Genomic DNA, 26907 nt, shown 5'->3' on the forward strand with positions numbered 1-26907 from the left:
CGGGAGCGTGCCGGGCCGCGCCTTCAGCAGGCGGGGCCCGGGCCCGCCATCAGTTCGTCCAGCAGACTGCCGAGCTGGCCGCGCTGCTCCGCCGAGAGGGGCGCGAGGACGTCCTCCACGGCCGCCCGCCGGGCTTCCCTGAGCTTCCTCAGGATCCCGAGCCCCTCATCGGTCAGCTCGATACGGATGACCCGCCGGTTGGACGGATCCGGCACCCGGCGCACCGAGCCGCCCGCCTCCAGGGCGTCGACGAGGGTGGTCACGGCCCGCGGCACGACCTCCAGGCGCTGCGCGAGGTCCGCCATCCGCGGGGGGTGGTCGTAGTGCGCGACGGTGCGCAGCAGCCGTGACTGGGCAGGGGTGATCCCGACCGGGTCCAGATAGCGCTTCTGGGCCCGGTGGAGCCTGCGGGTGAGCCGCAGCAGCTGCTCGGCGAGCTGTCCGGACGTGTCGGGGGCGGTCATGATCAGAGGTTACCAGGACGAAATTCATTGTGAGCTTAGGTAACAGTGAGCTAAGCTCGGTGATCGGTCATTGCGCCTCTGAAACGGCCACCTCTGAAGACAGCCACCTCTGAAAACCAGGAGCCCATGCGTCACGACGAAGAGAACTGGACCCCACCGCCCGCCGATCCGGAGCAGCCCGCCCAGGTGCGGCGCATCCTCCGGCTGTTCCGCCCCTACCGAGGCACGCTCGCGCTCGTCGGCCTGCTCGTCGCCGCCTCCTCGCTCGTCTCCGTCGCATCGCCCTTCATGCTGCGCGAGATCCTCGACACCGCGATCCCCCAAGGGCGCACGGGGCTGCTGAGCCTCCTCGCGCTCGGGATGATCGCCGCCGCAGTCGTGAACAGCGTCTTCGGCGTCGTGCAGACCCTGCTCTCCACGACGGTGGGCCAGCGCGTCATGCACGACCTGCGCGCCGCCGTCTACGACCGGCTCCAGCGGATGCCGCTCGCCTTCTTCACCCGCACCCGCACCGGCGAGGTGCAGTCCCGCATCGCCAACGACATCGGCGGCATGCAGGCCACCGTCACCTCCACGGCCACGTCGCTCGTCTCCAACCTCACCAGCGTCGTCGCCACCGTGGTCGCGATGCTCGCCCTCGACTGGCGGCTGACCGTCGTCTCGCTGCTCCTGCTGCCCGTGTTCGTGGCGATCAGCCGGCGCGTCGGCCGCGAGCGCAAGAAGATCACCTCGCAGCGGCAGAAGCAGATGGCGGTCATGGCCGCCATGGTCACCGAGTCGCTCTCCGTCAGCGGCATCCTGCTCGGCCGCACGATGGGCCGGGGCGACTCCCTGACCCGGGCCTTCGCCAAGGAGTCCGAGCGGCTCGTCGGCCTCGAAGTGCGGGCGAGCATGGCCGGGCGCTGGCGGATGTCCACCATCGGCGTCGTCATGGCGGCGATGCCCGCCGTCATCTACTGGGCCGCGGGCATCGCCCTGCAGACGGGCGGTCCGGGCATCTCCATCGGCACCCTGGTGGCCTTCGTCTCCCTGCAGCAGGGCATGTTCCGGCCGGCCGTCAGCCTGCTGTCCACGGGCGTGCAGATGCAGACTTCCCTCGCGCTCTTTCAGCGGATCTTCGAATACCTCGACCTCCCGGTGGACATCGCCGAGCCGGAGAAGCCGGTGCGGCTGGAGAAGGTGCGGGGCGAAGTGCGCTTCGAGGAGGTCGCCTTCTCCTACGACGCCCCGGGCTCGCGCGAGCCCTCGGCCCCCACGCTCAGCGGGATCGACCTGACCGTGCCGGCGGGCGGCAGCCTCGCCGTCGTCGGACCGACCGGCTCCGGCAAGAGCACGCTCAGCTACCTCGTGCCCCGCCTCTACGACGTCACCGGCGGCCGCGTCCTGCTCGACGGGGTCGACGTCCGCGACCTCGACTTCGACACCCTGGCCCGGGCGGTCGGCGTGGTCTCCCAGGAGACCTATCTGTTCCACGCCTCCGTCGCGGACAACCTCCGGTTCGCCAAGCCCGACGCGACGGACGAGGAGATCAGATCGGCGGCCCGCGCCGCACAGATCCACGACCACATCGCCGCCCTCCCCGACGGGTACGACACCCTCGTCGGCGAGCGGGGCTACCGCTTCTCCGGCGGTGAGAAGCAGCGCCTGGCCATCGCCCGCACGATCCTGCGGGACCCGCCGGTGCTGATCCTCGACGAGGCGACCAGTGCCCTGGACACCCGCACCGAGCACGCCGTCCAGGAGGCCATCGACGCGCTCTCCGCCGGGCGGACGACCATCACCATCGCCCACCGCCTCTCCACCGTCCGCAACGCCGACCGGATCGTCGTCCTCGACCGCGGACGCGTCACCGAGCAGGGCACCCACGAGGAACTCCTCGCAGAGGACGGGCACTACGCCGCGCTCGTGCGCAAGGACGCGGGCCGTGCGACGGCCGATGCCGTGGCCGGGTAGGCCGCGCCGGACCGAGGGTCCTCGCACAGGTGTGCGGGAGTGTCGCCCGGGGGATCCAAGGGATCATGAAGCGATCCGAGCCCCTGTCCGCCGACGGCGATACCGGCACCGACACCGATGACCGCGTAGCCGCGAACGACCCCGCGCCGCCGCCCCGTTCCTCGCTGCGCCAGCTCGCCGCGGCGTCCGTGGGCAACGCGGCGGAGTGGTACGACTGGTACGCCTATTCGTTCCTGGCGGTCTACTTCGCCGACCAGATCTTCCCCAAGGGCTCCGGCAACTCCCTCGTGCCACTGCTCTCGACCTTCGCCGTCTTCGCGGTCGGCTTCTTCATGCGCCCGGTCGGCGGCCTGCTCATGGGCGCGGTCGCCGACCGGCGCGGACGGCGGGCCGCCCTCACGGTCACCATCCTGCTCATGGGCGCGGGCAGTCTGCTGCTCGCGCTCACCCCGACCTACGCCGCCACCGGCGTCCTCGCCCCCGTGGTCCTCGTGATCGCCCGGCTGATCCAGGGGCTTTCGGTCGGAGGGGAGTTCGCCGCATCCACGACGTTCCTCGTGGAGTCCGCGGGCCCGGGCCGCAGGGGGTTGTTCTCCAGCTTCCAGTACGTGTCCACGACTATCGGCCAGCTCCTCGCCTCGGGCATCGCAGCGCTCCTCGCCCACCTCCTCACCGAGGGGCAGATGGGCGACTGGGGGTGGCGCGTGCCGTTCCTCATCGGCGCGGTCATCAGCCTGGCCGGATTCTGGATCCGGCAGGGCGCCGAGGAGACCCACGACGTACCGGGGAAGGAGGCCGCCCGGCCGGCGCTCTTCGAAGCGGTGCGACGGCACCCTCGCGAGTCCCTGCTGATCTGCGGCATCACCGCGGGCGGCACCCTCGCCTACTACACCTGGACCACCTACCTGCCGACCTATGCCCAGATGAACGCCGGATTCGACAAGGGTGACGCGCTCGCCGTAGGCACGATCTCGCTGGCCTTCTTCGCGGCGCTCCAGCCCCTCGGCGGGCTGCTGTCCGACCGCGTCGGCCGCCGACCGCTGCTGATCGGCTTCGCGGTGGGGTTCGCCGTCCTGGCCGTCCCCCTGCTGCACGCGGTCGGCAGCTCCTTCGTCTCCCTGCTGCTCGTGCAGTGCGCCGGCATGGTGCTGCTCACCGGATACACCTCGATCGCGGCCGCCGTGAACGCCGAGGTGTTCCCCGCACGCGTCAGGGCTGCGGGGATCGGCTTCCCCTACTCGCTGACCGTGGCGCTCTTCGGCGGCACGGCCCCCTACCTCGGCACCTGGTTCAAGGATTCGGGTCACCCGGGCGCGTTCCCCTGGTACGTGGCGGGGCTCTGCCTGGTGTCCGCGTGCGTCTACGTGATCCTGCCGGAGACCGCGAAGCGCCCGCTCGACCGCTCCGTTCAGCCTGCCGGCCGCTGATCCGCCCCTGGTCCGGAGGCGTCCGCAGCAGCGCACGCCTGCTCGGCGAACTCCGCACGGACGGCGTCCGTGTGCTCGCCCAGCGCCGGTACCGCTCGCATGGCCGCCTCCCGCCCGCTCACCTCCACCGGCGGGAGCAGGCCGCGCAGCGGACCGGCGGGGGAGCCGAATTCGCGCCACCTGTCGCGTGCCGCGAGCTGCGGATGGTCCGTGAACTCGGCGACCGTCCGCAGCCGTGCGTTCGCGATGCCCGCTCCGTCGAGCAGGGCCCCCACACCGTCCGCGGTGTGGGCGGCGAAGTGCTCCTCGATGACGGCGGTGAGCTCCTCGTCGTGAGCCCGGCGCAGGGGATTGTCGGCGAAGCGGGGATCGCGGACCAGCGCGGGCTGCCGCAGCACGCGTTCACACAGGGCCACCCACTCCCGGTCGTTCTGCACGCTCAGGAACACCTGCCCGCCGTCGCCGCAGCGGTAGTGCCCGTAGGGGGAGATGGACGGGTGGCGCGCGCCGCTGCGGGTCAGCGGGGCGCCGCCGTAGGCCTCCGCGAAGTACGGCTGCCCCATCCACTCCGCGAGTGCGTCGAAGAGAGAGACGGACAGCGCCGTGCCCTCGCCGGTGCGTTCGCGCTCGTAGAGAGCGGTGAGGATGCCCGTGTAGGCGTACATGCCGCCTGCTATGTCGGCGACGGAGATGCCGGGGCGGGCGGGGGAGCCGGGGTGGCCGGTGAGCGAGACCAGCCCGGCTTCGCACTGCACGAGCAGGTCGTACGCCTTCTTGTCGCGGTACGGGCCCTCCGTTCCGTACCCGGAGACGTCGCAGGTGATCAGACGGGGATGCCGGGCGCGCAGCGGCTCGCAGCCGAGGCCCAGCCGCCCGGCCGCGCCGGGGCCCAGGTTCTGGATGAAGACGTCGGCGCGGGCGAGGAGGCGGTCGAGCAGCGCGCGGTCGGCCTCGGTCCGCAGGTCGAGGACGACGCTCTCCTTTCCGCGGTTGACCCACACGAAATAGGCGGAGAGCCCTTTCGTCCTGCGGTCGTAGTCGCGGGCGAAGTCCCCGCGCCCCGGCCGCTCGATCTTGATGACGCGTGCGCCGAGGTCGGCGAGCTGCCGGGTGGCGAAGGGCGCGGCCACGGCCTGTTCGAGGGCGACGACCGTGACGTCGTGCAGAGGCGGCTTCAACTCGGCTCCCTTCGCCGGGCGGTTCATATGACCGGGGTTGTGGACAGTCCGGCGCACCGGGCGCCGGCCCCGGCGTAGTGTCGCGGCCATGAACAGCAGCTCACAGCTTGCGTGGATCGCCCGCCACCAGGATCACCTCCAGGGTGCGCGGCCCGTGGACGCCCTCGACCCGCTCCAGCTCGATGTCGCTCGTCGCCGACGGTCCCGAGATCCAGGTGAGGGGCCGTGCCGGGGCCAGCCGCCGGAGGGCCTGCGGCACGGAGGAGACCACTTGGTCGTCGGTCCGCACCACACAGAGGTGATGGTCCGGCACGAGCGTGATGCGCCGGCTCCCCTGATCCGGGCCCGCATCGAGCACGACGGTCCCGGTCTCGGCGATCGCCAGCGCACAGCCGGTCACCACGCTGTCGATGGAATCCAGTTGACTGGCTGTCATGGCCGGGCAGTCGCGGACGAGTTCGACCGGCGCCTCGGCAAGCCAGCCGCCCGGAAGGCCGGGCGGCACGACCACCCGGCGCGTACCGCGTTCGCTGAGCAGGCGCGCGAGGAGCGCGGGCAGACCGGGTGCTTCCGTGCGGTGGACGCGTGCGCGGTAGTCCTCCAGATTCTCCGCCAGAAGGCCGATGGTCGCGGACTGCGTGCGCTCGCCGTGCTGCGTGGCGTAGTCACGCGCGACCGGGTGTTCCCCCGGCTGCTCCGACGGGGGCACGTCGGCGAGCGCCCGCCGCACCCGGCCGAGGATCCGTTCCCTGCTCGACCCGCTGCTCACGACGGCTCTCCTCCCCGGACGGGGCCGCCACGGGTGCGGGCCCACCAGTCGCGGAAGGACTCGGGCGGCACCTGCGGCAGGTCGCGCGTGTCCGACCAGGCGCGGCCCGGCCCCGGCAGCCGCGCGGGATGCAGACCGCGGGTCCGGGCCAGCAGCCGCTGGCCCCGGCGCAGCACGCGGGGGTGGTCGAAGGCCCAGCCTGCGGCACGCATCACGGTGCGCTCGGTGGCGTGCCGCTTCGCCGGCTTGATGACGGTGCGGGTGCCGCGGAGCGTCACCGTGCCCCCTTCCACGACCCTCTCCCGCAGATGGACGAGGACTTCGGGGATGTCGATGGCCACCGGGCACGCGTCGAAACAGGCTCCGCACAGCGAAGACGCGTACGGGAGCGACTCCTCCAGGGGCGAGGCGAGGCCGCGCAGCTGGGGGGTGAGGACGGCCCCGATGGGCCCCGGATACGCCGATCCGTACGCATGGCCCCCGGCCCGCTCGTACACGGGGCAGACGTTCAGGCAGGCCGAGCAGCGGATGCAGCGCAGGGCCTGGCGGCCGGTCGCGTCCGCGAGGGTGTCGGTGCGGCCGTTGTCGAGCAGCACCAGGTGGAAGGCGCGGGGGCCGTCGCCGTCGGTGGTGCCCGTCCACATCGAGGTGTACGGGTTCATCCGCTCCGCCGTCGACGAGCGCGGCAGCAGCTGGAGGAAGATCTCCAGGTCGCGCCAGGTGGGCACGACCTTCTCGATCCCGACCACCGAGATCAGGGTCTCGGGGAGGGTGAGGCACATCCGGCCATTGCCCTCGGACTCGACCACGACCAGCGTCCCGGTCTCCGCCACTGCGAAGTTGGCCCCGGAGACGGCCACCTTGGCCCGCAGGAACTTCTCCCGCAGGTGCAACCGCGCGGCCTCGGCAAGATCGGCGGGCCGGTCGGTCAGCCCCTCGGGAGCCGGGAGCCCCCATTCGGCCATCCGCCGGCGGAAGATGTCGCGGATCTCGGCGCGGTTGCGGTGGATGGCGGGCACCAGGATGTGCGAGGGAAGGTCGTCGCCGAGCTGCACGATCAGTTCGGCGAGGTCGGTCTCGTACGCCCGGATACCGGCCACCGCGAGGGCTCCGTTGAGGCCGATCTCCTGCGTGGCCATCGACTTGACCTTGACCACCTCGCGTTCGCCGGTGGCCAGGACCAGGCCGGTGACGATGCGATTGGCCTCGGCGGCGTCGGCCGCCCAGTGGACCGTGCCGCCGGCCCGGGTCACCGACTCCTCCAGCTGGACGAGGTAGTGGTCGAGGTGGCGCAGTGTCCGGTCTTTGACCGCGGCACCGGCCGCCCGCAGCCGCGCCCAGTCGTCCAGCTCCGCGACGGCCCGCTCGCGTCTGGCGCGGATGGTGTGGGTGGCGCGCCGGAGGTTGGCGCGCAGGCGGTGGTCACGGGTCGAGGCGTCGGCGGCGCGCGGGAAGGAGGGCATCCCCAGGTAGGTGCCGGTCACCGGGCGGCTCCCCGGCCGGCCCCGTCGCCCGCAGGGGCCCCGTCGGCACCGTCCTCCTTGCTGCCGGCCAGGATCTCGGCGATGTGCACGGGGGTGACCGGTGAACCCTCGCGGGCGAGGATCCCACCGATGTGCATGAGGCAGGAGTTGTCGACCGCGCACAGGGCTCGGGCTCCGGTCGAGGTGACGGCGCGCGCCTTGTCGGTGCCCATCGCCGCGGAGACGGCGGGGTTCTTGACGGCGAAGGTGCCGCCGAAGCCGCAGCACTCCTCCGCGCCCGGCAGCTCGCGCAGGTCCAGGCCCTCCACGCGCTCCAGGAGGCGCCGCGGCCGGTCGCCGAGTCCGAGGATCCGCAGCCCGTGACAGGTGGGGTGGTAGGTGACGGTGTGCGGGTAGTAGGCGCCGACGTCCGTCACTCCGAGGACGTCGACCAGGAACTCCGTCAGTTCGTATGTCCTGGCTGCCGCCTCCGTCACGGCTCCCGGGACCGACCCGGGGCGCCCCTCGGCGGCCGCCTTCGCGGCGATCCGGGGGTAGTTGTCGCGGGCCATGGCCGCGCAGGAGGCGGAGGGGGTGACGATGTAGTCGTGGTCACGGAAGGCGGCCGCGTAGCGGCGCAGCAGCGGTTCGGTGCGGTGCCGGTAACCGGTGTTGAAGAGGGGCTGGCCGCAGCAGCTCTGTTCGGCGGGGAAGTCGACCTGGACGCCGAGCCGTTCGAGGAGGGAGACGACCGCCCGGCCGGTCCGCGGGTAGAGCGTGTCGTTGACGCAGGTCACGAACAGCCCCACGCGCATGGCCCCTCCTCGCGTCGTGATCACCGGAGTGCCTCATACTGCCGCAGGGACCCGCGGCTGTGAAGAACCGAGCAGGGTGCGGATCTCCCGTACGGCCGCGCGGCCCGCCCGGTTCGCACCGATGGTGCTGGCGGAGGGCCCGTAGCCGACGAGGTGCACCCGGGGGTCGCGCGCCGTGCGTGTGCCCTCCATGCGGATGCCGCCGCCGGGTTCGCGCAGCTTCAGAGGGGCGAGGTGGTCGACGGCGGCCCGGAAGCCGGTGGCCCAGAGGATGACGTCGGCGTCGACGGCGCTGCCGTCGGCCCACTGCACGCCGGTGGGGGTGACGCGGTCGAACATGGGCCGCGGGGCCAGGACGCCGGCGGCTCGTGCCCGCTCCATGGCCTCCGTCATGGGAAGCCCGGTCACGGAGACGACGCTCTGCGGCGGCAGGCCCTGCCGGACCCGTTCCTCGACGCGGGCCACCGCGGCGCGCCCCCACTCCTGGTCGAACGGGCCCTCGCGGAAGACCGGGGGCCGGCGCGTCACCCAGGTCGTCCCGGCCGCCACCTCGGAGATCTCCAGCAGGTGCTGCACCGCGGAGGTGCCGCCGCCGACCACCACGACGCGCTGCCCGGCGAACTCCTGCGGTCCGGGGTAGTGCGCCGTGTGCAGCTGGCGGCCGCGGAAGGTCTCCTGGCCGGGGTAGCGGGGCCGGAAGGGACGGTCCCAGGTGCCGGTGGCGTTGATCAGGGCCCGGGCCGACCACAGGCCCTCGGAGCTCTCCACCGTCAGCCGTCCGTCCTGCCCCTCCCGTACCGCGCGGACGTCGACCGGGCGGTGTACGCGCAGGTCGAAGGCGCGCTCGTAGTCGGCGAAGTAGCCGCCGATCACCGCGGACGAGGGCTGTGCGCCGTCGGCCTCCGTCAGCTCCATGCCGGGCAGGGCGTGCATCCCGTGCACCTTGCCGTAGGTGAGCGACGGCCAGCGGAACTGCCAGGCCCCGCCCGGGCGCGGGGAGTGGTCCAGGACGACGAAGTCCCGGTCCGGCTCGTACCCCGCGCGACGCAGGTGGTAGGCGCTGGACAGGCCCGCCTGCCCGGCGCCGATCACCACGACCTCGGTCTCACGCACCACAAGATTGTTCATGATTCTACTAACGTGAGGGGTGGGTCGTATCTTCCCGGCCTTCTCCTCCCGGCTCCTCCCGGTCTTCCCCGGGGCCCGTACGAAAATGGAGCCATGGCAGACACCTATGGCACCTTCCGCACGCACGTCCTCGACATCGCCACCGGCTCCTCGGAGACCGTGTACGACCTCACCCACGAGTGCGAGGCCTTCCTGCGCGAGGCGGCCGCCGGCCGCGACGGACTGCTCAACGTCTTCGTCCCGCACGCGACGGCCGGCGTGGCCGTACTGGAGACCGGTTCCGGCAGCGACGAGGACCTGCTGTCCGCCCTCCACGACCTGCTGCCGGCCGACGACCGCTGGCGCCACCGGCACGGCAGCCGAGGCCACGGGCGCGACCACGTGCTGCCCGCCCTCGTGCCCCCGCACGCGACCCTCCCGGTCATCGGCGGGCGGCTGGAGCTGGGCACCTGGCAGTCGGTGTGCCTCGTCGACACCAACAGGGACAACCCCGACCGCCAGGTGCGGCTGACGTTCCTCGGCTGAGCATCCGGCGCCGCCCGGCCAGCGAGGCCTGCCGGGACAGACAGGGACACCGGCTCCGCCGAGCCGTCGGTCCTGCCGCCGTCAGTCCTGCTGTGCCGACTCGGGCAGCTGCCGGAGCTTCACGCTGGTCTTGGTCCGGTAGGCCCAGTCCAGCATCTTCACGGCGTCCGGGTAGCGGTTGGCGCCGTCGTTGAGGATCACGCCCACCACCGTGCGGCCGTCGCGCTCTGCCGCGAAGACCAGGCAGGCGCCGGCCACCGTGCCGGTGCCGGTCTTGATGCCGATCGCGCCCTTGTACGAGCCGAGCAGCTTGTTGGTGTTGTCCCAGTAGTACGTGCGGTTGACGTTCGCCGCCTTCTGGCGGGTCGCCGTCGTCCTGACGACCGTCTTGAACGTGCTGTTGCCCAGCGCGTGCCGGGCCAGCTGCGCCGAGTCGCGCGGAGTCGTGTAGTTGGCCCCGGCCCTCGATATGCCGTCGAACGAGTCGTACTTGGTGTTCTTCATGCCGAGGTCGGCGGCCCTCTTGTTCATCTTGGTGATGAACGACTTCGTCCGCGCGGCCTCGGTACCGCCGCTGCCGAAGGTGTCGGCGAGCGCGTAGGCGGCGTCACACCCCGACGGCAGCATGAGGCCGTACAGCAGCTGACGTACGGTCATCTTGTCGCCCGTGCGCAGATCGGCGGTGCTGGCGCCCTGCCGTGCGACGTAGTCGCGGTACGACTGCTTGATGGTGACCTTCTTGTCGAGGTCCACGCCCTTGGTGTCCAGGACGGTCACCGCGGTCATGACCTTGGTGGTGCTGGCCATCTGCCGCTTGGTGTCGGCGTCCTTGCCCCACAGCTGGCGGTTGCGGTTGCCGTCGAGCAGGAACGCGCCCTTCGCGCTGACCGACGGGCCGCTCGCGGCCTCCGCGCCCGTCGCCGGGAGGACGACGGCGACCGCCGCGGCCGATGCGATCGCGGCCGCGCCCCAGCGGCGGACCGGTCTTCCGGATCGCTCCATGTATGCCTCTGTTTCTCGCGTGTCGAGATGAGCGAGTCGTCTCGCTTGTACTGCTGAGCGAGCCGATAATCGCACCGGTTTCTCGACCGGGAGAACCTGGGGGCGTGTCAGTCGTCCTGCCGCGAGGGGCGGTCCGGTTCACGCACCCCGCTGGGCGGCGCGCCCCACCGCGTCCACCAGAGGCAGGACCCGGTACGGCACCCGCTCGCGCAACACCATCTCCGTGCGCGTGCGCACGACCCCCGGCGTCTGCACCAGCACCTGGATCACGTCCTCCAGGTGCCCCGCGTCCCGGGCGACCACCCGGGCCATCAGGTCGCCGCCGCCGGTGATCGAGAACGCCTCGATGATCTCCGGGACGTCCGCGAGCGCCTCCGCGACCGTGTCGAGGTGTCCCTGGGTGACCTCGATGTGCACGAAAGCCAGCACGGGGTGGCCCAGCGCCGCGGCGGACAGGCGCGGACCCGTGCCCGTGATCACGCCCTCGCGCTCCAGCCGGTCCAGCCGGGCCTGCAGCGTGCCGCGGGCGACGCCCAGCACGCGCGCGTACTCGCGCACGCTCGTGCGGGGTTGCTCCAGGAGCAGCCGGAGGATCTTCGCGTCCAGTGCGTCGACGGCCATGGGCCGGCGCCCTCCTCGTGCCTCGTGGTCGGCGTCTGCGGCCGGTCACTGTACCAATGGCCCTGTAGAGGGAGCTGTCATTGAGCCGATGGAGGCGCGCCGCCCGCCCGGAGCAGATGCCGGCTCGGCCCGGTCCCGGTGATCCGGCCCGCTTCGAGGACGTGGACGGTCTCGGTGCAGGCTGCGACGAGGTGGAGCTCGTGACTGACCACGACGAGCGTCAGCCTGCGCTCGGTCCTGAGCCGCGTGAGGAGGTCCATGACGGCGGCCGCCGTGCCCGGGTCGAGGGCGGAGGTGACCTCGTCGCACAGCAGCACATCCGGGCCGGGGGCCAGAGCGCGGGCGATGGAGACGCGCTGGCGCTGCCCGCCGGAGAGCTCGTGGGGGTAGCGGCCGGCGAAGTCGGCCGGCAGGCCGACGTCGTGGAGGAGCCCGGCCACCCGGTCGGCGATCTCCGGCTTCGGTGCGGCCCGGTGGAGGCGGAGGGGGCGGGCGAGCGTGGCGCCCACGGTGCGGGCCGGGTTGAGGGCCCCGAGCGGGTTCTGGGGGATCAGCTGGATGCGGCGCTGCTGCGCGCGGCTGCGCCGGCGCGCCCCGGCCGGCAAGGGCCGCCCGTCGAAGGAGAGGGCACCGGTGTCCGGTTGCTGCAGCCCGGCCAGCACGCGCAGCAAGGTGGTCTTGCCGGAACCGGAGGGGCCGATGATGCCGGTGGAGCTGCCGGGAGCCGCCGAGAAGCCGGCTCCGTCCAGGGCCCGGTGTGTCCGTCCGTGCTGGGTGAAGGTCACTGTGACGTCCCGGGCGGCCAGCAGGGCGCCGGGTGCGTCGCGCCGGGGAGGCGACGCGTTGAGGGGAGCGGTCGCCGCCTCCGCGGGAGCCTCCGCCGACGACCCCGTAAACGACTCTGCGAACGCCTTCCCAGGCACGCTCGCTGATGCGTCTGACCTCCCAAGAGTCCCATCCGCGGCCGCTCCCCTCCCCGACCCGCCCGGTCGCGCCGCCCGCCGTGCCGCCGCCGTCCCGAGGTCGACGACGTCGTCGGCGCAGCGGTCAACGAGGCCGGGGTCGTGGCAGGCGAGGACGACCGCGATGTGCCGGGTGGCGGCGAGCCGGCGCAGGAGGTCGGAGATCTCGTCGCGCAAGGCGGTGTCGAGCCCTGCGGTGGGCTCGTCCAGCAGGAGGAGGTCGGGGCGGCGGGCGAGGGCGCGGGCCAGGGCCACCCTGCGCTGCTGTCCGCCGGAGAGGGCTCCCGGGCGGCGGTCGGGCAGCCCGTCGCCGACCGGCAGGCGGCACTCGGCGAGCAGGTCCCGCACGGCCCGGGGGGAGGGGTCCGCGGCGGTCTCGGCCACCAGCCGGCGGACCCGCATGCGGGGGTCGAGGGCGGAGCCGGGGTCCTGGCCGACGTAGGCGACGCGGTGGCGCCGCAGGTGCCTGAGCCGCTCCGCGGGGAGGGCGAGGACGTCGTGGCCGAGGACCTCGACCGTTCCCGACGAGACGCGGGCGCCGTCGGGCAGGTCGCCGATGACGGCGCGCAGCAGGGTGGACTTTCCTGAGCCGGAGGGGCCGGTGAGGGCGGTGATGCGGCCGCGCCGGAGGCCGAGACTGGTCTTGGCCAGCAGGACGGGGCCGCCGGGTATGCCTATCTCCAGGTCGGTGACGCTCACCGCGGTCGGGCCGTCGGTCATGGCCGGGGAGCCTTCCTCTGCGGGACGGGCGGGACGGGCGGGACGGGCGGGACGGGCGGGGGTGGTGGGGGAGCCGGGGTAGGAGGCCGGGCCGGAGCCGGGGCCCGGGCCGGGCGCGGGGGCCGGGGTGCACCGGCCCGGCGCAGGCGAGTCCGCCGTCGGCGGACCGGCCGAGCCCGGAGCAGGCCGGGGCGCGGACGCCGCCCCTGTCACCGCACGCCCGTCCCCGCCCGCCGCGCCGCGGGCGTGAGCGCGTCGGCGGCGAGGTTGACGCTCACGGCCAGGAGGCCGATGGCGATGCTGGGGGCGACGACGGCCCAGGGGTTGAGGAGGGCGCCGGGGGCGTTCTCACGGATCATCAGCGCCCAGTCGGCGGCCGGTGGCTGGGGCCCGAGCTGGAGGAAGCCGGCCATGGAGATGACGTAGACGGCGGCGACGAAGCGCAGGCCGAACAGGGCGAGGACGGTGGACCGCAGGTTGGGCAGGATCTCGCGCAGGGCGAGGTGCCACAGCCGTTCGCCGCCCGCGGTGGCCGCCTCGATGAACCCTGCCGCGGCGACGGGCGCGGCCGCGCTCGCCACGACGCGCACCGCGTACGGCACGCCGAGCACGGTGGCGGCGGCCATGACGGCGAGGCGCCCGCCGCCGGGCCAGGCCAGGGCGATCAGCATCATGCCCAGCACGGGCGGGAGCAGGATGGCGACGTCGGCGCTGCGCTCGACGAGCCGCCCCAGCGCCGGAGTGAGGACGGCGAAGCAGCCCAGCACGGCGGCCAGGGCGGTGACGAGCAGGGCGACGGCGAGCGCGCTGCCGATGAGGGCGCTGCCGCCGTGCAGCATGCGGCTCAGCACGTCCCGGCCGAGCTGGTCGCCGCCCAGGAGCGCGTCCCGGCCGGGCGGGGCGTAGGGCGCGGTGACGGGGGAGGCCTCAGTCCGCGGGGCGTACAGGGGCCCGGTCAGGGCGAGAAGCGTGAGCAGGAGCCCGGGTGCCACGGCGAGCAGGACGCGGACCGGGGGGCGCCGGGAGCGGTACGGGGCGAGGGCGGCGGAGCTCATGGGCGGGCTCCCAGGGTGCGGGCTCGGACGAGGTCGGCGCAGAGCAGAACGAGGCTGATGACGGCTCCGGTGCAGGCCACGACCCCGGCGATGACCGGGGTGTCGCGGTCGGCGACGGCGCCGGACAGGACGGTGCCGAGGCCGGGGTAGTTGAAGAGGGTCTCGACGACGACCGCTCCGCCCAGCAGCATGCCCGTGGAGGTGGCGGCGCCGGTGGCGATGGCGGGCCAGGCGCCGGGCAGTGCGTGACGGAGCAGCACGCGGCGCGGGGAGAGGCCGTCCAGCCGGGCGGCGGCCACGTGCGGTGCGCCCGCCTGGTCGGCCAGCGCACCACGGACGATCCGGGCGTTCCAGCCGGCCTGGGGGACGGTGAGGGCCAGGACCGGCATGACGAGCATGGTCCAGGAGGCGGGCGAGCCGTCGGGGGCGGTGAGCGTGACGGCGGGCAGCCAGCCGGTCCACAGGGACAGGACGAGCAACAGGCCGACGGAGACGACGAATTCGGGCAGGGCCAGGGCGATGCCCGAGGTGAAGCCGGTGATCCGGTCGACCGTGCCGCCGGGGCGCAACGCCGCCCAGCAGCCCAGGGCGAGCGCTGCGGCGAAGGTGAGGGCGAAGGCGGTGGCGCCGAGCAGGAGCGTGTTGGGGAAGGGGGCGGCGAGCAGACCGGTGACGCGTTCGCCCCGTGCGGAGGTGCCCAGGTCGCCGGTGGGCAGTGCGGTCATCCAGTCCCCGAACCGCTCCCACACCGGCCGGTCCAGGCCCAGCAGGTGCCGGCGGGCCGCGGTGTCGGCGGCGCTCTCGCCGCGCTCGGACGTGGCCGAGGCGGCGTCGCCGGGCAGCAGCTCGATCGCGGCGAACACGACGGCGAGCAGCACGCCCAGCATCAGGGCCCGTTTGGCGAGCACCACGGCGATGCGGGCGGCCGCCGTCGCGGCACGGCGCAGGGCCGGGGCCGCCGGCGGTGCGGCGGCCCCGGCCCGCTCTGCCGTTGCCTGGCTCAACGATCCAGCCAGACGCTCTCGAGCTGCACCCGCCCGTAGCCGGGGAGCTTGGGCAGGTTGCGCACCTTGGGCCCGGCCAGGTCGATGCCGTCGGCCATGCCCCAGAGCAGGTAGCCGGACTTGTCGTGCTCGATCTGCTGGAGCTCGCGCAGGGCGGTGGCGCGGGCCTTCTTGTCGGCGGTGCCGATGACCTTGCGGTACGCGGCGTCGAACTGCGGGTCCGACCAGCCGGCCTCGCTCTGCCCGGCCCCGGTGACCATGGTCTTGGAGGCGAAGAACACCACGGAGTCGTTGGTGCCCCAGTAGTTGGTGTAGAGCTGCCCCTTGAGCCAGGTCTTCTCGTAGAAGGCGGCCGACTCCTGCTTGACGACCTTGATCTTGATGCCGGCCTCGCGGGCCTGGCCGGCGAACAGCGTCGCGGACTCGGCGAGCCCGGGGATGTCCTCGGTGGTGATGAGCTCGTAGGTCTTGGAGAGGTCGAACTTCGCTTCTGCAAGCAGCTTCCTGGCCTTGGCGAGGTCGCGCCTGCGCTGGGGGATGTCCTTGGCGTAGGCCGGGTCGCCGGTGCCCAGGATGTCGTTGGCGACGGTCCCGTAGCCCGAGAGGACCTGCTTGACCATGGCCTCGCGGTCGACGACGAGCTTCATGGCCTCGCGGACCCTGACGTCGGCGAAGGGCCCGTCGGCGGCGCGCATGACGACGGGCATCGCCATGTCGTCGGGGCGGCGCACGAGCTGGATGTCCTTGCGCGAGGCGGCGCTGCGGGCCGCGACCGCGCCGACGTTGGACGCGACGTCGATCTGACCGCCCAGCAGGGCGTTGGCCATGGCCTGCGGGCTTTCGAACATGGTCACCTCGATGGCGTCGAGGTGGACCGGTCCGCCGTGCCACTTGTCGTTGCGCAGCAGGCGGGCGTTGCCGTTGCGGAACCAGTCGAGCTTGAACGGGCCCGTGCCCGGGGCCCCGGCGATCTCCTTGTCGGGGGTGTCCTTCTTCAGGACGAACGTCGACAGGCGGGTGAGCAGCGGGAGTTCGGCGTTGGGCTGGTCGGAGACGAGGACGACGGTGCCCTTGTCCCCGGCGGTGATGTTCTCCGCCTTGATGCCCGGCAGCCGGGCCGCTCCGGCGGGGGTGTTGCGCAGTCTGCGCAGCGACCACACGACGTCGTCGGCGGTGACGGGGGAGCCGTCGTGGAAGGCGGCGCCCTTCGCGATGGTGAACCGCCAGGTCTTCAGGTCGCCCGACGGCGTCCAGCCGGAGGCGAGGCGGCCGACCGTGTTGTCCTTCAGGCCCGGTGCGGTGAGGGTGTCGTAGACGAGGGCGATGATCAGGTAGTCGCTTTCGTTGCCCTGGGTTCCGTGCGGGTCGCGGGTGGTGGCGGAGGCGCGGCCGAGCGCGCCGATGCGGAGCGTGCCGCCCTTCCGGGGGGTGCCGGCGGAGTCCGCCGGCGAGGAGGCCGCGTCGTTCTCGCCGCCCCCGCAGGCGGTGAGCAGCGCGGCCGCGCCGATGCTCCCGCCGGCCCACAGCGCCTGGCGCCTTGTCCAGTTCACGTCGTCCCCGTTCCGCTGCAGTTGCTGTTACTTAGGTTTGCCTACCCTGATATGCGCCATGATCGCAATGTTGTGTGGACGGTGAAGCGAAAGGTGAGGCATCGTCAACCTCCGCTTTGAGCAGGGTGAGTTGGGCGAAACCAGGAGAAGTGGGGCTACCTCTAAATAAGGTTTGCCTAACCTAATTTCGGTGGTACGTTTCTCGGCGTCCGCTGACGCCAACAGCCCTATTTCCGCCACACGTTGCCGCCCCCCACAGGCAGCCGTCCGCGCACCGCCATGCCCCGCGGCCGCTTCCCGGGCATGCCCGGAAACCTCTCCTCCGCCCCTGCACACGGAACGGATGACCTTGCCATGAGCACGGGAGCCCCACCCGTACGCCGGATCGACGCCACCTCGGCCGCCGAACTCCACCGCACCGCCGGAGAGATCCTCGCCGCCTTCGGCACGTCCGCCACGTCCCCCGAACTCCTCGAAAGGATCGCCGAGTCGGCGGCGGACCTCGACGGGACGATCCGCGAGCACCTGCGTCCCGTCGACACCGACGACGGCCTGTTCGTGCTGCGCGGCCTGACCGTCGACGACACCCGCATCGGCCCCACGCCCGCGAGCTGGGCCGAGGCCGGGGACAGCGCAGCCGGCCACGACATCGTGATGCTGCTGCTCGCCGCCGCCATGGGCAACCCCATCGCCTGGGAGGGCCAGCAGGGCGGGCGGTTCGTGCACAACATCGTCCCCGCCGTCGGCCACGAGCAGGCCCAGACCGGCGCCAGCAGCGACGTCCTCCTCAGCCCGCACACCGAGGACGCCTTCCACCCCGGCCGAGCCCACCTGCTGATGCTCGGTTGCATGCGCAACCACGACCACATCGCCACCACGGCGGCGAGCATCCGCAAGGTACGGCTGGAGGAGGCCGACATCGCCACGCTCTCCCGCCCCGAACTGCCCATCCTCCCCGACGACGCCTACTTCGAAGCGCAGGGCTTCGTGGGGGAGCCGCCGGACGTGCCCACCCTGTGGCGCTCCGAGGACGGCCTCACCCTCCGCTTCGACCCCGCCTACACCCCGCTGGAGAAGGCCACCCCCGCCTACCGGGCCGCGTACGAGCGGCTGGAGGCCGAACTCGCCCGCGTCTCGGTCGCGGTGAGCCTGAGCCCAGGCGAGGTCCTCGTCGTCGACAACGACGTCGTCGTGCACGGCCGCGTGCCCTTCAAGGCCCGCTACGACGGCACCGACCGCTGGCTCAAGCGCGCGTCGGTATGCGTCCCCGGGCGCGGCACCCGGCCCCCGGCCGAGGCCGGCGAGCACGGGTACGGCCAGGCCGTCACCAAGGCGTACGCCGCCTGATCACTGCCTGAACCCTGCCTGACCCTGCCTGATCGCCGTCTGATCGGCGACCGGCACAACCAGCAGACGAGGAGCGAGACATGACCCGTACCGCCGCCGACCCCTGCATACCCGGCGCACCCGCCGACGACACGACCCTGCGCCTGCTGTCCACCAGCGACCTCGCGGGCATCGACATCACCCTCGCCGACGTCGTCGGCACGGTCGAGGGCGCCTACCGCACCCTGGCCGCGGGCCTCTCGGACAACCCGCGCAAGCTCACCGTCAAGCCCGCCGACGGGCACTCGGTCGCGTACGCCATGCTCGGCCGCGACGGCTCCCGCGACGTCGTCGCCGTCAAGACCTCGTACAAGCACGGCCTGGACAAGGGGCGCCAGGAGCAGCACTACTACACCACCCTCACCCTCTACGACGACGTCACCGGCCTGCCCGTCGCGATGATGGACTGCAGCCGCATCGGCTCCCTGCGCACCCCGGCCGTCTCCGCCCTGCTGGCCCGCGAGTGCGCCGCCCCCGGGGCGCGCAGCGCCCTGGTCATCGGCACCGGAACCCAAGGCCGCCTGGCCCTGCCGTTCCTGCTGACCACGCTGCCCGGCCTGGACCGGCTGATGCTCTTCGGCACCCACCCCGAGGGAATCGAGGCGGTACGGGCACAGCTGCACGCCCACTTCCCCGACCGCGACGTCGAGGTCGTCGCCGACGCCCGGGCCGCGGCGGCCGAGGCCGACGTCATCCTGGCCACGGCCGGCGGGCACACTCCGGCGGCCGTCGAGGCCGGCGATCTCGGGCCGGGGACGCTGTCGATCCTGGTGGGCCACGGCCTGGCCCCCTCCACGCTGCACCACGCCGACCGCGTCGTGGCCACCAGCGAGGCCCAGATGAACGTCACCGGCACCGACATGGCGGACGCCGACGGCAAACTCCCCGCCGTCGACACCGAGTTCCCCCCGGTCCTCGCCGGCGCGGCGGCGGGCCGCACCGCAGCGGGCGAGCGGATCTTCGCCTACAACAGCGGCCTGGTCGTCACCGACATCGCCCTCGGCCACCGCTTCGCCCAGCTCGCCCTCGCACAGGGCCTGGGAACGCAGGTGCCGCTGTGGCGGTGAACGGCATACCCCTGCCCCCTCCCAGCCTGCCCGCGCACCCCGACCCCGCGACGGACGCGGTCCTCGGCAGCGGCCTCCTCCACGAGCTGGCCCACGCCTTCGGAGGCCCCTTCCACTTCCTGCTCCCGCACCGCTTCGACGCCAACCTCGCCGCATTCCGCGCGGCGCCGGCCGACGCCGGGGTGGACGGGCGCGTGTACTACGCGAAGAAGGCCAACAAGGCCGCCGTATGGATCGAACGCTGCGCCGCCGCGGGCGCCGGAGTGGACGTCGCGAGCCCCGGCGAGCTCCGCGAGGCCCTGGGGCACGGCGTCCGCGGCGAGAACATCGTGGTGACGGGCCCGGCCAAGAGCGAGGAACTGCTGCGCGTGGCCGCCCTCCAGGGCGCCCTGACCGCGGTCGACTCCCTCGACGAACTCGACCGCCTCACCGCCGCGCCCCGGGCGGGCGGGGCCCCTCCGCCCCGGCTGCTGCTCCGCGTCCTGCCCCCGGCACAGCCCGGCAGCCGCTTCGGCCTGGACGCGGCGGAGCTCGAAGAGGCCCTCGCGCACTGCGCACGGGCCGGTGACGCCGTCCGGATGGAAGGCTTCGGCTTCCACCTCTCCGGCTACGCCGTCCAGCCGCGCGCCGACCTCGCCGGCCACCTCGTCGACCTCTGCCTCAAGGCCCGCGTCATGGGGCTGCAGGCCGACCGGATCAGCATCGGCGGCGGCTTCGCCGTCGACTACGCGGCAGCCGGCGACTGGCACTCCTTCCTCGCGGCGCAGCAGCCCGGGCACTACCACGCGCACAGGAGGTTCACGCCCGCCGACTTCTACCCGTACCACTCGCCGGTCGCCGGAGCCGAAGCCCTCCGCGCCGTGCTGGCCGCCGTCCCCGCGGGCGGCCGGGACAGCCTCGGCCGCAGACTCCGGGAGACCCGCACCCTCCTGCTGATGGAGCCGGGTCGCGCACTGCTGGACCGGGCAGGCTGCTCCGTCTTCCGCATTCAGGGCGTCAAGGACCGCGAGGGCTACGCGATCCTCACCGTCGACGGCACGAGCCTGAGCCTGTCCGAGCAGTGGTTCAACAGCGAATTCCTCCCCGAGCCCGTGCTGGTCACCCCCACCGGCCGGGCCCGGGGGAGCGGGGTCCACCCCGCGTGCGCGGGCGGTGCCACCTGCCTGGAGTCGGACCTGCTCACCTGGCGCAAGATCCCCTTCCCCGTCCGCCCGTCGGTCGGCGACCTGCTGGTCTACCCCAACACGGCGGGCTACCAGATGGATTCGAACGAGTCCCCCTTCCACGACCTGCCGCTGCCCCTCAAGGTCGTGGTCGACACCGCCACCACCACCGGCGGCCGGCCCCGCTGGCGCCTGGACCGCCGGCCCGCCTGCTGATCCCCTCCCCGCCTGTCACAGGAGTCCCTTCCATGAACGAGGCACTGATGCGCCCCGCCGTGGTCTCCCGCATCTCCGACCTCATCGGACGCACCCCGCTGTTCGAGCTGTGCCGCACCGACGACGGCAGCCGGCTGCTCCTCAAGCTGGAGATGTACAACCCCACCGGCACCGCCAAGATCCGTATGGCCCGTCAGATGGTCCTCGACGCCGAGGCCCGCGGCGAGCTGCGCCCCGGCGGCCGCATCATCGAGTCCACCTCCGGCAACACCGGGCTCGGCCTCGCCGTCGTCGCCGCCGAGCGCGGCTACGCCTTCACCGCCGTCGTCGACCACCACGCCTGTTCCGACAAGCTGCGCGCCATGAAGGCGCTCGGCACCGAACTCGTCTACGTGGTCGACGACGGCACCGAGGAGCTGGCCACGGCCGCGCGCGAGGAACTCGCCGAGGAGATGGCCCGCGGCCGGGACAACACCGTCTTCACCGAACAGCACAACAACCCCAGCAACGGCGTCGGGTACCACCCCGTCGCCCACGAGCTCCACCAGGCCCTCGGCGGCCGCATCGACGTCCTCATCGGCGCCGTCGGCACCGGCGGCTCCCTGTGCGGCACCACGCGCGAGCTGCGCAAGCTCGTACCCGGCGTGCGCACCGTCGGCGTCGAGCCCAAGGGGTCGATCGCCTTCGGCGGCCCCGCCCACGACTACTACCAGTCCGGCACCGGCACCCCCGAAGGCGCCGAGATCGGCGCGCTGGTCGACTTCGACCTGATCGACGAGGGCGTCAAGGTCGGCGACGTCGAGGCCTTCGCGACGGCCCGCGCCGTCGCCCGCACCGGCCTCCTCATCGGCGGGTCCGCGGGCGGCGTGGTCCACGAGGCGCTGACGCGACTGCCGTCCCTGCCCCCGGGCACCACTATCGTCGCCCTCGTCAACGACGGCGGGGAGAAGTACATGGACACCGTGTTCGACGACGCGTGGATGAACGCCAGGAACCTCACCGATCCCGCTCTGGAGCGCGAGATCGACGAGGCCCTCACCAAACTCCGCAAGGGCTGATGCCCCTCATGGACCCGACCACCCTCCTCCGCGACAGCCGGGCGCTGGCCGGCCTCGCCGTCCCCCTCGTCCTCACCCAGCTCGCCCAGGTGGCCCTGACCACCACCGACACGGTGATGATGGGCCTGCTGAGCACCCGCGACCTGGCGGCCGGCGGCCTGGCCCTCGTCATCTTCAACCAGCTCCGCACCATGGGCGTCGGCCTGGTCACCTCCGTGGGCAACCGCATCGCGGCCGCCGCCGCCCGCGCCGAGACCGCGGACGGCGACGCCGCGCGGAGCGACGCGGAGGTCCGCAGGATCGTCCGCGCGAGCATGGCGGTGGCCACCCTCGCCGGACTGGCGGGAGCCGTTCTCATGCTCCTGGCCGGGCAGGCCCTCACCCTGCTCGGCCAGGAGGCCGCCGTCGCCGACCGCGTACGGACGATGCTGCCCGCCCTCGCCCCCGGCCTGCTGCCGTGCCTGTGGTTCCAGGCCGTCCGTCAGTTCACCGTCGGCATGCGCCGCCCCCAGGCCCTGCTGCAGATCACCCTCGCCTCCGTCGCCGTCAACGCCGGCCTCGACTGGGCGCTGATCCACGGCACCTGGGGCCTGCCGAAGCTGGGCCTGAGCGGCATCGGCGTCGCCACCTCCGCCGTCTACCTGCTCTCCTTCCTCGCCCTGTACGCCTCCGCGAGGAGGGACCCGGCCCTCGCCCCGCTGCTCAGCCTCAACGTCTTCGCGGCCGACCGCACCACCGTGCGCGAGCTCGTGCGCCTGGGCGTCCCCATCGCCGCCACCTACGGATCCGAGGCCGGGTTCTTCTCGGTCACCGCCCTCATGGCCGGCTCCTTCGGCAGCGCCGCCCTGGCCGCCCACACCGCCGTCAATCAGCTCGTCTACATCGTCTTCCAGGTCGCCGTGGGGCTCTCCCACGCGGCCTCCATCAACGTCAGCCGCGAACTCGCCCTCGGCCGCGTCCAGGCCGCACTGCGCATCAAGAACACCGCGCTGGCCTGTGCCGCCGCCGTCATGGCAGCCGTCGCCGCCATCTACGTCACCCTGCCCGGCCTGGTGCTGCGCCCGTTCCTGGACGGCGGGGCCGCGGGCGACGACAGGGCCGTGACGATCGCGACGCGGCTGCTGCTCGTCGTCGCCGTGCTCCAGTTCTTCGACTGCGCGCAGAACATCGGGGTCGGTCTCCTGCGCGGCCTCGACGACACCAGGAGCGGCTTCCGGATCACCCTCGTCGGCTACTGGGCGGTGGGCCTCCCCGCCGCCTGGCTCTTCGGCTACGCGGCCGGCCTCGGCACCCTCGGCATCTGGCTCGGCCTCCTCGCCGGCCTCGCCACCACAGCGATCCTCCTCCTGCGCCGCTACGGCAGCGCCCTCCGCGCCCGCGCACGGGAGCAGGAGGCGGTTGCCACCGCGTACCCGGCGCCGCCGGCCGGGCACCCGCTGCGGAGGCCGTCAGGCGCCGACCAGGGGTGAGGGCCGGGTGCTGCGCAGCGGCGCGGCCAGTTCGGCCAGGGCCCGCTCCAGGTCGTGCAGGTGGGCGAGGGCCGGCTCGGCCGGCAGGTGCTCGGGTGCCGCGGCCGAGGCGACCGCGGTGCCGCGCGCCTTCCCCGGCGTGGTGAGCGCCTCTACCGCGCCCTCCACGCGCCGGCAGGCGGCGGCGAGCCGGTCGTCGTGGGAGGCCTCCGGGTCGGCGGCGACGGACGCCAGTCCCCGCACTTCGCGGGCGCAGTCGTCGAGGAGCGCGAGCACGCGGCGGGCCTTGTCCTTGCGGGCGGGGAAGGGGTTCAGCGGGTGGACGAGCGGAGCGAGGGAGAGCCGGACCCGGCCGAGCAGCAGCTCCAGTTCGGTCACCCGCGGGGCGGGGTCGGCGGTCTCCGAGCCGGCCAGGCGCGCGGCGGCCTCGGCGGCGCACGCGTGCACGCAGCGCAGGGCGCGCTGGATCCAGGCGTCGGTGGTGGCGTGCGTGGTGACGGGCAGCACGAGGAGCACGGCGAGCGCCGCACCGGCCGCTCCGACGCCGGTCTGGGCCAGCCGGAGCGTGAGCAGGTCCGCGTCCAGGACTCCGAGGAGCCCGTAGAGCAGCCCGGCCATCACCGTCACGGCGAACATCATCCACGTGTAGGAGACGGCGGCGGTGTAGAAGATGGCGAACACGCACACCGCGACGAGGGCCGCGGTGGGCGCGGGCGCCCCGTGCAGGGGGATGGCGACGACCATGCCGGTGGCGATGCCCATCACCGTGCCCAGGACCCGCCGGAAGCCCCGCACGAGCGTCTCGCCGCGCGACGCGGTGTTCACGAAGATCCACCAGGCGGTGCCGACGGCCCAGTACCAGCGCTCGTCGGAGACCATCTGGCCCACGGCGAGCGCCAGGCCGCAGGCGAAGGCGGTCTGGAAGGCCTGCCGGGTCGTGACGCGCGCCAGCCCGTGCCCGGCGAGGGGCGCCGGGCCCGCGGGCGGCGGGGTGCGCCGCTCGATGCACCAGAACCCGAAGCGGACGGAGCCTGCGGCCGCCAGGGACATGATCATGGCCGTGTACAGGTGCGGCAGCTGAGCGGGGACGGCGTGCAGGAACTGCGTCGCGAAGAACATCATGAAGCCGAAGATCCCGAGCGCGTTGCCCCGCGGGCCCCAGCGGCGGGCGTAGACCCCGCAGAAGACGACGGCGAGGAAGGCCGCGTCGCGCACCAGCGGCAGCCCGTGCAGCCCGGCCGCCAGCGCGAGCACGGGGAAGCCCACGACCGGCAGCAAGGCTGTCGTGTTCACCTGGCGCCGCACGGTCGGGTCGGCCACCGTGAACAGCGCGAGCAGCGCCGTGAGGCCACCGGTGATGGAGGCGGTCAGCGGCAGGCCGGACAGCTGGACGACGACGACCGCGAAGGTCACGCCCAGGACGGCGCGGGAGGCGACCCGCAGCCTGCCCAGGCCCGGATCCGGTGCCATGAACGCCCTCTTCAGCAATGCTCCCGCCCCTTCGACGTGCTGGCCCAGCAGCCGGCAGGAAAGCCGGTGCGAATGCGACATGAAAAAGGCGCCGCGGAGATCCGCAGCGCCATCGACACCCACATCAGACCATTACATCGACTGCTGGCTCAACAGAGGTCGATTTCTCTGAGCCATTGGCCCAGTGGCGGCCGCTCGGGCCGCTGCGAGGGAGGGCCAATGGCACGCACGGCCCTCCCTCCTGCCGTTCTGTTCTCCTACCGTTCTCCTACCGTTCGATGTGGCCCCCGCGGCCGGCGAGTGCACCGGTGATCCCCATCGGCACGGCCAGGACCACCAGCGCGATCAGCCCGGCGGTCCACGCCCCGGTCAGGTCGCGGGCGGCGCCGAAGGCGGTCGGGCCCACGGCCGCCAGCAGGTAGCCCACGCACTGCGACATCGCCGACAGCAGGCCCGCGTCGTGCGTGCTGCGGACGCACATCGACATGTAGGCGATGCCCAGGGAGAGCACGGCCCCCAGACCGAGCCCCAGCAGGACGGCCCACAGCACCGCCGCCCCGACCGGCGCGGCGATCAGGCCGGCGAAGGCCGCCATGCACAGCACGGTGCCGCCCACCGCCAGATAGCTCTGCCGCCGGGACCGCTGCGCCCACACCGGCACCAGGAGCGAGGTGACCATGGCCGAGCCCATGCACACCGCGAGCAGCACCCCGGCGCCGCCCTCGGTGTAGCCGTGGTCGATGTAGAACGACGGCAGCCACGTGGTCGCGGTGTAGTAGAGCAGGGACTGGAACGCGTAGAACAGGGCGACCGCCCAGGCCAGCCTGCTGCGCCAGATCGAACCGCCCGCCTGCGCCGGGACCGGCGGCTGCTCCCGTCCCCGGCGCAGCCGCGGCGCCCACACCACCAGCGCCGCGAGCGCCAGCACGCCCCAGACGGACAGGCCGCCGGCCCACGACAGCGACAGCGCGTCGCGCAGCGGAACGGTCGCGGCGGCCGTGACCGCGCCGCCGCCGACCAGCATGGTGGTGTGCAGGCCGGACATCAGCCCGACCTGCTGCGGGAAGTCCCGCTTGATCAGCGCCGTGATGACCACGTTCGCGACGGCCACCGCCGTGCCGACCAGGAACGTCCCGGCGAACAGGGGGAACAGCGACGGGACGAGGCGTATCGCGGTGCCGCACAGCAGCACCGCCAGCACCGCGACCAGGGTGCGCTCCATGCCCCAGCGGCGGGTCAGCCGGGGCGCGAGCGGAGCGAAGATGCCGAAGCAGATCAGCGGCAGCGTCGACAGCGCACCGGCGCCGCCGTTGGACAGGCCGGTGACGTGCCGGATCTCGTCCAGCAGCGGGGAGACCGCCACGATGGCGGGCCGCATGTTGATCCCGACCAGCAGCACCGCCAGCGCGTACCAGAGCACGCGACGGCTGCGCGGAGTGCCGTGGGCGGGAACGGAACCGGGCCCGGCCGCCGCGCCGACGGCCGCAGCGGGCGCGCCCGCCGTTCCGGGGGGCGAGGAAACCCCGGCTTCCGATTCAGGGGGTGGGGTCACGAACGATCCTTCCGGGGGTACGCACACCGGGCCGCCGCCTCCGGCCGGCGCCAGGGGGAAGGGCGCCGGGACGAGGGCCCGGTGGGCATGCGCGGCTGCTGGGTCAGGCGGCGGTGGCGAGGGGCACGGGTTTGCCGTCGCCGGGGGCGATGGCGTGGATCCCCCTGGCCCGGGCGGCCCGCAGGAAGCGCCCGCGCACGTCGTGCTGCTCGGTGTAGTACGGCGGGTTGTTGAAGAGGTCGTAGTGGATCGCGCAGGCGGTCGACGCCTGGAGGACCACCGCCGCCTCGACGGCCTGCTCCGGGGTGAGCGTGGCGGGCTGGTTGGTCGGGGTGAGGCCCTCGCGGCGCGCCATCACCCCGGCGATGGGAAGGAACGCGACGTCGAACGGGCCGTAGTCGCGCGCGATCGACCACCACATGCCGTGCCAGATGGTGTCGCCGAAGTGGATGATGCGCAGGCCCGGCCCCTCGACGATCCAGGCGACCTGGTCGTCGCCGCGCCAGTCGTGCGACGCCACGGGAATGGTGGTGAACGGCCCGATCTTCCGCCGCTCGCCCATCTCCTGCGGCACCGCGCTCACCCCCATCCCGCCCAGGACGTCCACGATCGGCGTGTGGCAGCCCACGGTGCCGCCGTCGCTCGCGGCGATCTCGGCGAGCAGCTTGCGGTCGCAGTGGTCGGGGTGGAGGTGGGTGACGAAGGCGTGGGTCCGCACCCCCGGCGCGGCGTCGATGCCGGGCAGGGGGCGCCGTGGCTGGCCCTGGAAGCCCGCCAGGTCCTCGGTGTTCCGGATGGCATCGATGACGACCCGTACGTCCCCGGCCGCCACTTCGACGCCGGCCCAGGCGAGACGCCGGAGGGTGACGGTCTCGGCCGAACTCATGGTC

The 26907-nt window shown here is 73.2% G+C and carries 23 protein-coding genes; 8 read left to right on the forward strand and 15 right to left on the reverse strand.

The window, feature by feature from the left end; all coding sequences use genetic code 11:
- Window positions 1–23: 23 nt before the first annotated feature.
- Window positions 24–464, reverse strand: coding sequence for a MarR family winged helix-turn-helix transcriptional regulator (locus tag FGW37_RS28035; protein WP_179083605.1), 441 nt, complete (start codon window positions 462–464; stop codon window positions 24–26).
- A gap of 126 nt (window positions 465–590) precedes the next feature.
- Between FGW37_RS28035 and FGW37_RS28040 the strand changes: the two genes are divergently transcribed.
- A complete protein-coding gene (locus FGW37_RS28040) occupies window positions 591–2417 on the forward strand; it encodes an ABC transporter ATP-binding protein (RefSeq protein ID WP_179083606.1) in 1827 nt (608 codons plus the stop codon).
- Between the two features lie 65 nt (window positions 2418–2482).
- Window positions 2483–3844: an MFS transporter gene (locus tag FGW37_RS28045; RefSeq protein ID WP_179083607.1), complete on the forward strand. Its 1362-nt coding sequence runs from the start codon at window positions 2483–2485 to the stop codon at window positions 3842–3844.
- Here FGW37_RS28045 and FGW37_RS28050 read toward each other — a convergent pair.
- The 5 genes from FGW37_RS28050 to FGW37_RS28070 all read right to left on the reverse strand — a co-directional run bounded on the left by FGW37_RS28050 (window position 3826) and on the right by FGW37_RS28070 (window position 9197).
- The gene (locus tag FGW37_RS28050) at window positions 3826–5022 is read right to left on the reverse strand and encodes a CaiB/BaiF CoA transferase family protein (RefSeq protein ID WP_246430606.1); all 1197 of its coding nucleotides are present in this window, start codon (window positions 5020–5022) and stop codon (window positions 3826–3828) included. The genes FGW37_RS28045 and FGW37_RS28050 overlap by 19 nt on opposite strands.
- Window positions 5023–5122: 100 nt before the next feature.
- Window positions 5123–5791, reverse strand: coding sequence for a LutC/YkgG family protein (locus FGW37_RS28055; protein WP_179083609.1), 669 nt, complete (start codon window positions 5789–5791; stop codon window positions 5123–5125).
- Entirely contained in the window at window positions 5788–7275 is a 1488-nt protein-coding gene (locus FGW37_RS28060) for a lactate utilization protein B (RefSeq protein ID WP_179083610.1), read from the reverse strand. The genes FGW37_RS28055 and FGW37_RS28060 overlap by 4 nt, the downstream gene beginning before the upstream one ends.
- Window positions 7272–8069 (reverse strand): (Fe-S)-binding protein, encoded by a 798-nt coding sequence (locus FGW37_RS28065; protein WP_179083611.1) that lies wholly within the window; start codon window positions 8067–8069, stop codon window positions 7272–7274. The genes FGW37_RS28060 and FGW37_RS28065 overlap by 4 nt, the downstream gene beginning before the upstream one ends.
- Before the next feature lie 33 nt (window positions 8070–8102).
- Window positions 8103–9197, reverse strand: a complete 1095-nt coding sequence (locus FGW37_RS28070) for an NAD(P)-binding domain-containing protein (RefSeq protein WP_179083612.1) — start codon at window positions 9195–9197, stop codon at window positions 8103–8105.
- 93 nt (window positions 9198–9290) lie between these two features.
- Between FGW37_RS28070 and FGW37_RS28075 the strand changes: the two genes are divergently transcribed.
- Window positions 9291–9722, forward strand: a complete 432-nt coding sequence (locus tag FGW37_RS28075; RefSeq protein ID WP_179083613.1) for a secondary thiamine-phosphate synthase enzyme YjbQ — start codon at window positions 9291–9293, stop codon at window positions 9720–9722.
- 81 nt (window positions 9723–9803) lie between these two features.
- On the opposite strand, the gene FGW37_RS28080 is transcribed toward FGW37_RS28075, so the two are convergent.
- The 6 genes from FGW37_RS28080 to FGW37_RS28105 all read right to left on the reverse strand — a co-directional run bounded on the left by FGW37_RS28080 (window position 9804) and on the right by FGW37_RS28105 (window position 16636).
- Window positions 9804–10724 (reverse strand): D-alanyl-D-alanine carboxypeptidase family protein, encoded by a 921-nt coding sequence (locus tag FGW37_RS28080; protein ID WP_179083614.1) that lies wholly within the window; start codon window positions 10722–10724, stop codon window positions 9804–9806.
- A gap of 138 nt (window positions 10725–10862) precedes the next feature.
- Window positions 10863–11345, reverse strand: coding sequence for an Lrp/AsnC family transcriptional regulator (locus tag FGW37_RS28085; protein WP_058042820.1), 483 nt, complete (start codon window positions 11343–11345; stop codon window positions 10863–10865).
- Between the two features lie 77 nt (window positions 11346–11422).
- Window positions 11423–13027, reverse strand: coding sequence for an ABC transporter ATP-binding protein (locus tag FGW37_RS28090; RefSeq protein WP_179083615.1), 1605 nt, complete (start codon window positions 13025–13027; stop codon window positions 11423–11425).
- Between the two features lie 209 nt (window positions 13028–13236).
- Window positions 13237–14082 (reverse strand): ABC transporter permease, encoded by an 846-nt coding sequence (locus FGW37_RS28095; protein WP_179083616.1) that lies wholly within the window; start codon window positions 14080–14082, stop codon window positions 13237–13239.
- Window positions 14079–15098, reverse strand: coding sequence for an ABC transporter permease (locus FGW37_RS28100; RefSeq protein ID WP_425506667.1), 1020 nt, complete (start codon window positions 15096–15098; stop codon window positions 14079–14081). The genes FGW37_RS28095 and FGW37_RS28100 overlap by 4 nt, the downstream gene beginning before the upstream one ends.
- A complete protein-coding gene (locus FGW37_RS28105; RefSeq protein WP_179083617.1) occupies window positions 15083–16636 on the reverse strand; it encodes an ABC transporter substrate-binding protein in 1554 nt (517 codons plus the stop codon). Before FGW37_RS28105 ends, FGW37_RS28100 begins: the two co-directional genes overlap by 16 nt.
- 354 nt (window positions 16637–16990) lie before the next feature.
- On the opposite strand from FGW37_RS28105, the gene FGW37_RS28110 reads away from it, so the two are divergent.
- From FGW37_RS28110 to FGW37_RS28130, 5 genes are all read left to right on the forward strand, one after another.
- Window positions 16991–17983 carry a TauD/TfdA family dioxygenase gene (locus FGW37_RS28110; RefSeq protein WP_179083618.1) on the forward strand — a complete coding sequence of 331 codons (993 nt, stop codon included), beginning with the start codon at window positions 16991–16993 and terminating at the stop codon, window positions 17981–17983.
- A gap of 80 nt (window positions 17984–18063) precedes the next feature.
- The gene (locus FGW37_RS28115) at window positions 18064–19089 is read left to right on the forward strand and encodes an ornithine cyclodeaminase family protein (RefSeq protein ID WP_179083619.1); all 1026 of its coding nucleotides are present in this window, start codon (window positions 18064–18066) and stop codon (window positions 19087–19089) included.
- Window positions 19080–20468, forward strand: coding sequence for an alanine racemase (locus FGW37_RS28120; RefSeq protein WP_179083620.1), 1389 nt, complete (start codon window positions 19080–19082; stop codon window positions 20466–20468). The genes FGW37_RS28115 and FGW37_RS28120 overlap by 10 nt, the downstream gene beginning before the upstream one ends.
- A gap of 32 nt (window positions 20469–20500) precedes the next feature.
- Window positions 20501–21526 carry a cysteine synthase family protein gene (locus FGW37_RS28125; RefSeq protein WP_179083621.1) on the forward strand — a complete coding sequence of 342 codons (1026 nt, stop codon included), beginning with the start codon at window positions 20501–20503 and terminating at the stop codon, window positions 21524–21526.
- Between the two features lie 8 nt (window positions 21527–21534).
- On the forward strand, window positions 21535–22995 hold the full coding sequence (locus FGW37_RS28130) for an MATE family efflux transporter (RefSeq protein WP_179083622.1): 1461 nt from the start codon (window positions 21535–21537) through the stop codon (window positions 22993–22995).
- Here the strand turns inward: FGW37_RS28130 and FGW37_RS28135 are convergent.
- From FGW37_RS28135 to FGW37_RS28145, 3 genes are all read right to left on the reverse strand, one after another.
- A complete protein-coding gene (locus FGW37_RS28135) occupies window positions 22975–24465 on the reverse strand; it encodes an FUSC family protein (RefSeq protein WP_246430607.1) in 1491 nt (496 codons plus the stop codon). The genes FGW37_RS28130 and FGW37_RS28135 overlap by 21 nt on opposite strands.
- A 268-nt stretch (window positions 24466–24733) precedes the next feature.
- A complete protein-coding gene (locus FGW37_RS28140; RefSeq protein WP_179083623.1) occupies window positions 24734–26017 on the reverse strand; it encodes a CynX/NimT family MFS transporter in 1284 nt (427 codons plus the stop codon).
- Between the two features lie 103 nt (window positions 26018–26120).
- Window positions 26121–26903, reverse strand: coding sequence for an MBL fold metallo-hydrolase (locus FGW37_RS28145; protein WP_179083624.1), 783 nt, complete (start codon window positions 26901–26903; stop codon window positions 26121–26123).
- Window positions 26904–26907 lie beyond the last annotated feature (4 nt).

Origin of the sequence: Streptomyces rectiverticillatus (assembly GCF_013394065.1) — a bacterium.
GTDB lineage: Bacteria > Actinomycetota > Actinomycetes > Streptomycetales > Streptomycetaceae > Streptomyces > Streptomyces rectiverticillatus.

What these genes read in the sequence shown, in the direction of transcription:
- FGW37_RS28135 (WP_246430607.1), bottom strand. Translation starts at nt 24,465, where the DNA reads ATGGCACCGGATCCGGGCCTGGGCAGGCTGCGGGTCGCCTCCCGCGCC.
- FGW37_RS28095 (WP_179083616.1), bottom strand. Translation starts at nt 14,082, where the DNA reads ATGAGCTCCGCCGCCCTCGCCCCGTACCGCTCCCGGCGCCCCCCGGTC.
- FGW37_RS28070 (WP_179083612.1), bottom strand. Translation starts at nt 9,197, where the DNA reads ATGAACAATCTTGTGGTGCGTGAGACCGAGGTCGTGGTGATCGGCGCC.
- FGW37_RS28090 (WP_179083615.1), bottom strand. Translation starts at nt 13,027, where the DNA reads ATGACCGACGGCCCGACCGCGGTGAGCGTCACCGACCTGGAGATAGGC.
- FGW37_RS28065 (WP_179083611.1), bottom strand. Translation starts at nt 8,069, where the DNA reads ATGCGCGTGGGGCTGTTCGTGACCTGCGTCAACGACACGCTCTACCCG.
- FGW37_RS28075 (WP_179083613.1), top strand. Translation starts at nt 9,291, where the DNA reads ATGGCAGACACCTATGGCACCTTCCGCACGCACGTCCTCGACATCGCC.
- FGW37_RS28115 (WP_179083619.1), top strand. Translation starts at nt 18,064, where the DNA reads ATGACCCGTACCGCCGCCGACCCCTGCATACCCGGCGCACCCGCCGAC.
- FGW37_RS28085 (WP_058042820.1), bottom strand. Translation starts at nt 11,345, where the DNA reads ATGGCCGTCGACGCACTGGACGCGAAGATCCTCCGGCTGCTCCTGGAG.
- FGW37_RS28040 (WP_179083606.1), top strand. Translation starts at nt 591, where the DNA reads ATGCGTCACGACGAAGAGAACTGGACCCCACCGCCCGCCGATCCGGAG.
- FGW37_RS28130 (WP_179083622.1), top strand. Translation starts at nt 21,535, where the DNA reads ATGGACCCGACCACCCTCCTCCGCGACAGCCGGGCGCTGGCCGGCCTC.
- FGW37_RS28125 (WP_179083621.1), top strand. Translation starts at nt 20,501, where the DNA reads ATGAACGAGGCACTGATGCGCCCCGCCGTGGTCTCCCGCATCTCCGAC.
- FGW37_RS28145 (WP_179083624.1), bottom strand. Translation starts at nt 26,903, where the DNA reads ATGAGTTCGGCCGAGACCGTCACCCTCCGGCGTCTCGCCTGGGCCGGC.
- FGW37_RS28080 (WP_179083614.1), bottom strand. Translation starts at nt 10,724, where the DNA reads ATGGAGCGATCCGGAAGACCGGTCCGCCGCTGGGGCGCGGCCGCGATC.
- FGW37_RS28110 (WP_179083618.1), top strand. Translation starts at nt 16,991, where the DNA reads ATGAGCACGGGAGCCCCACCCGTACGCCGGATCGACGCCACCTCGGCC.
- FGW37_RS28035 (WP_179083605.1), bottom strand. Translation starts at nt 464, where the DNA reads ATGACCGCCCCCGACACGTCCGGACAGCTCGCCGAGCAGCTGCTGCGG.
- FGW37_RS28045 (WP_179083607.1), top strand. Translation starts at nt 2,483, where the DNA reads ATGAAGCGATCCGAGCCCCTGTCCGCCGACGGCGATACCGGCACCGAC.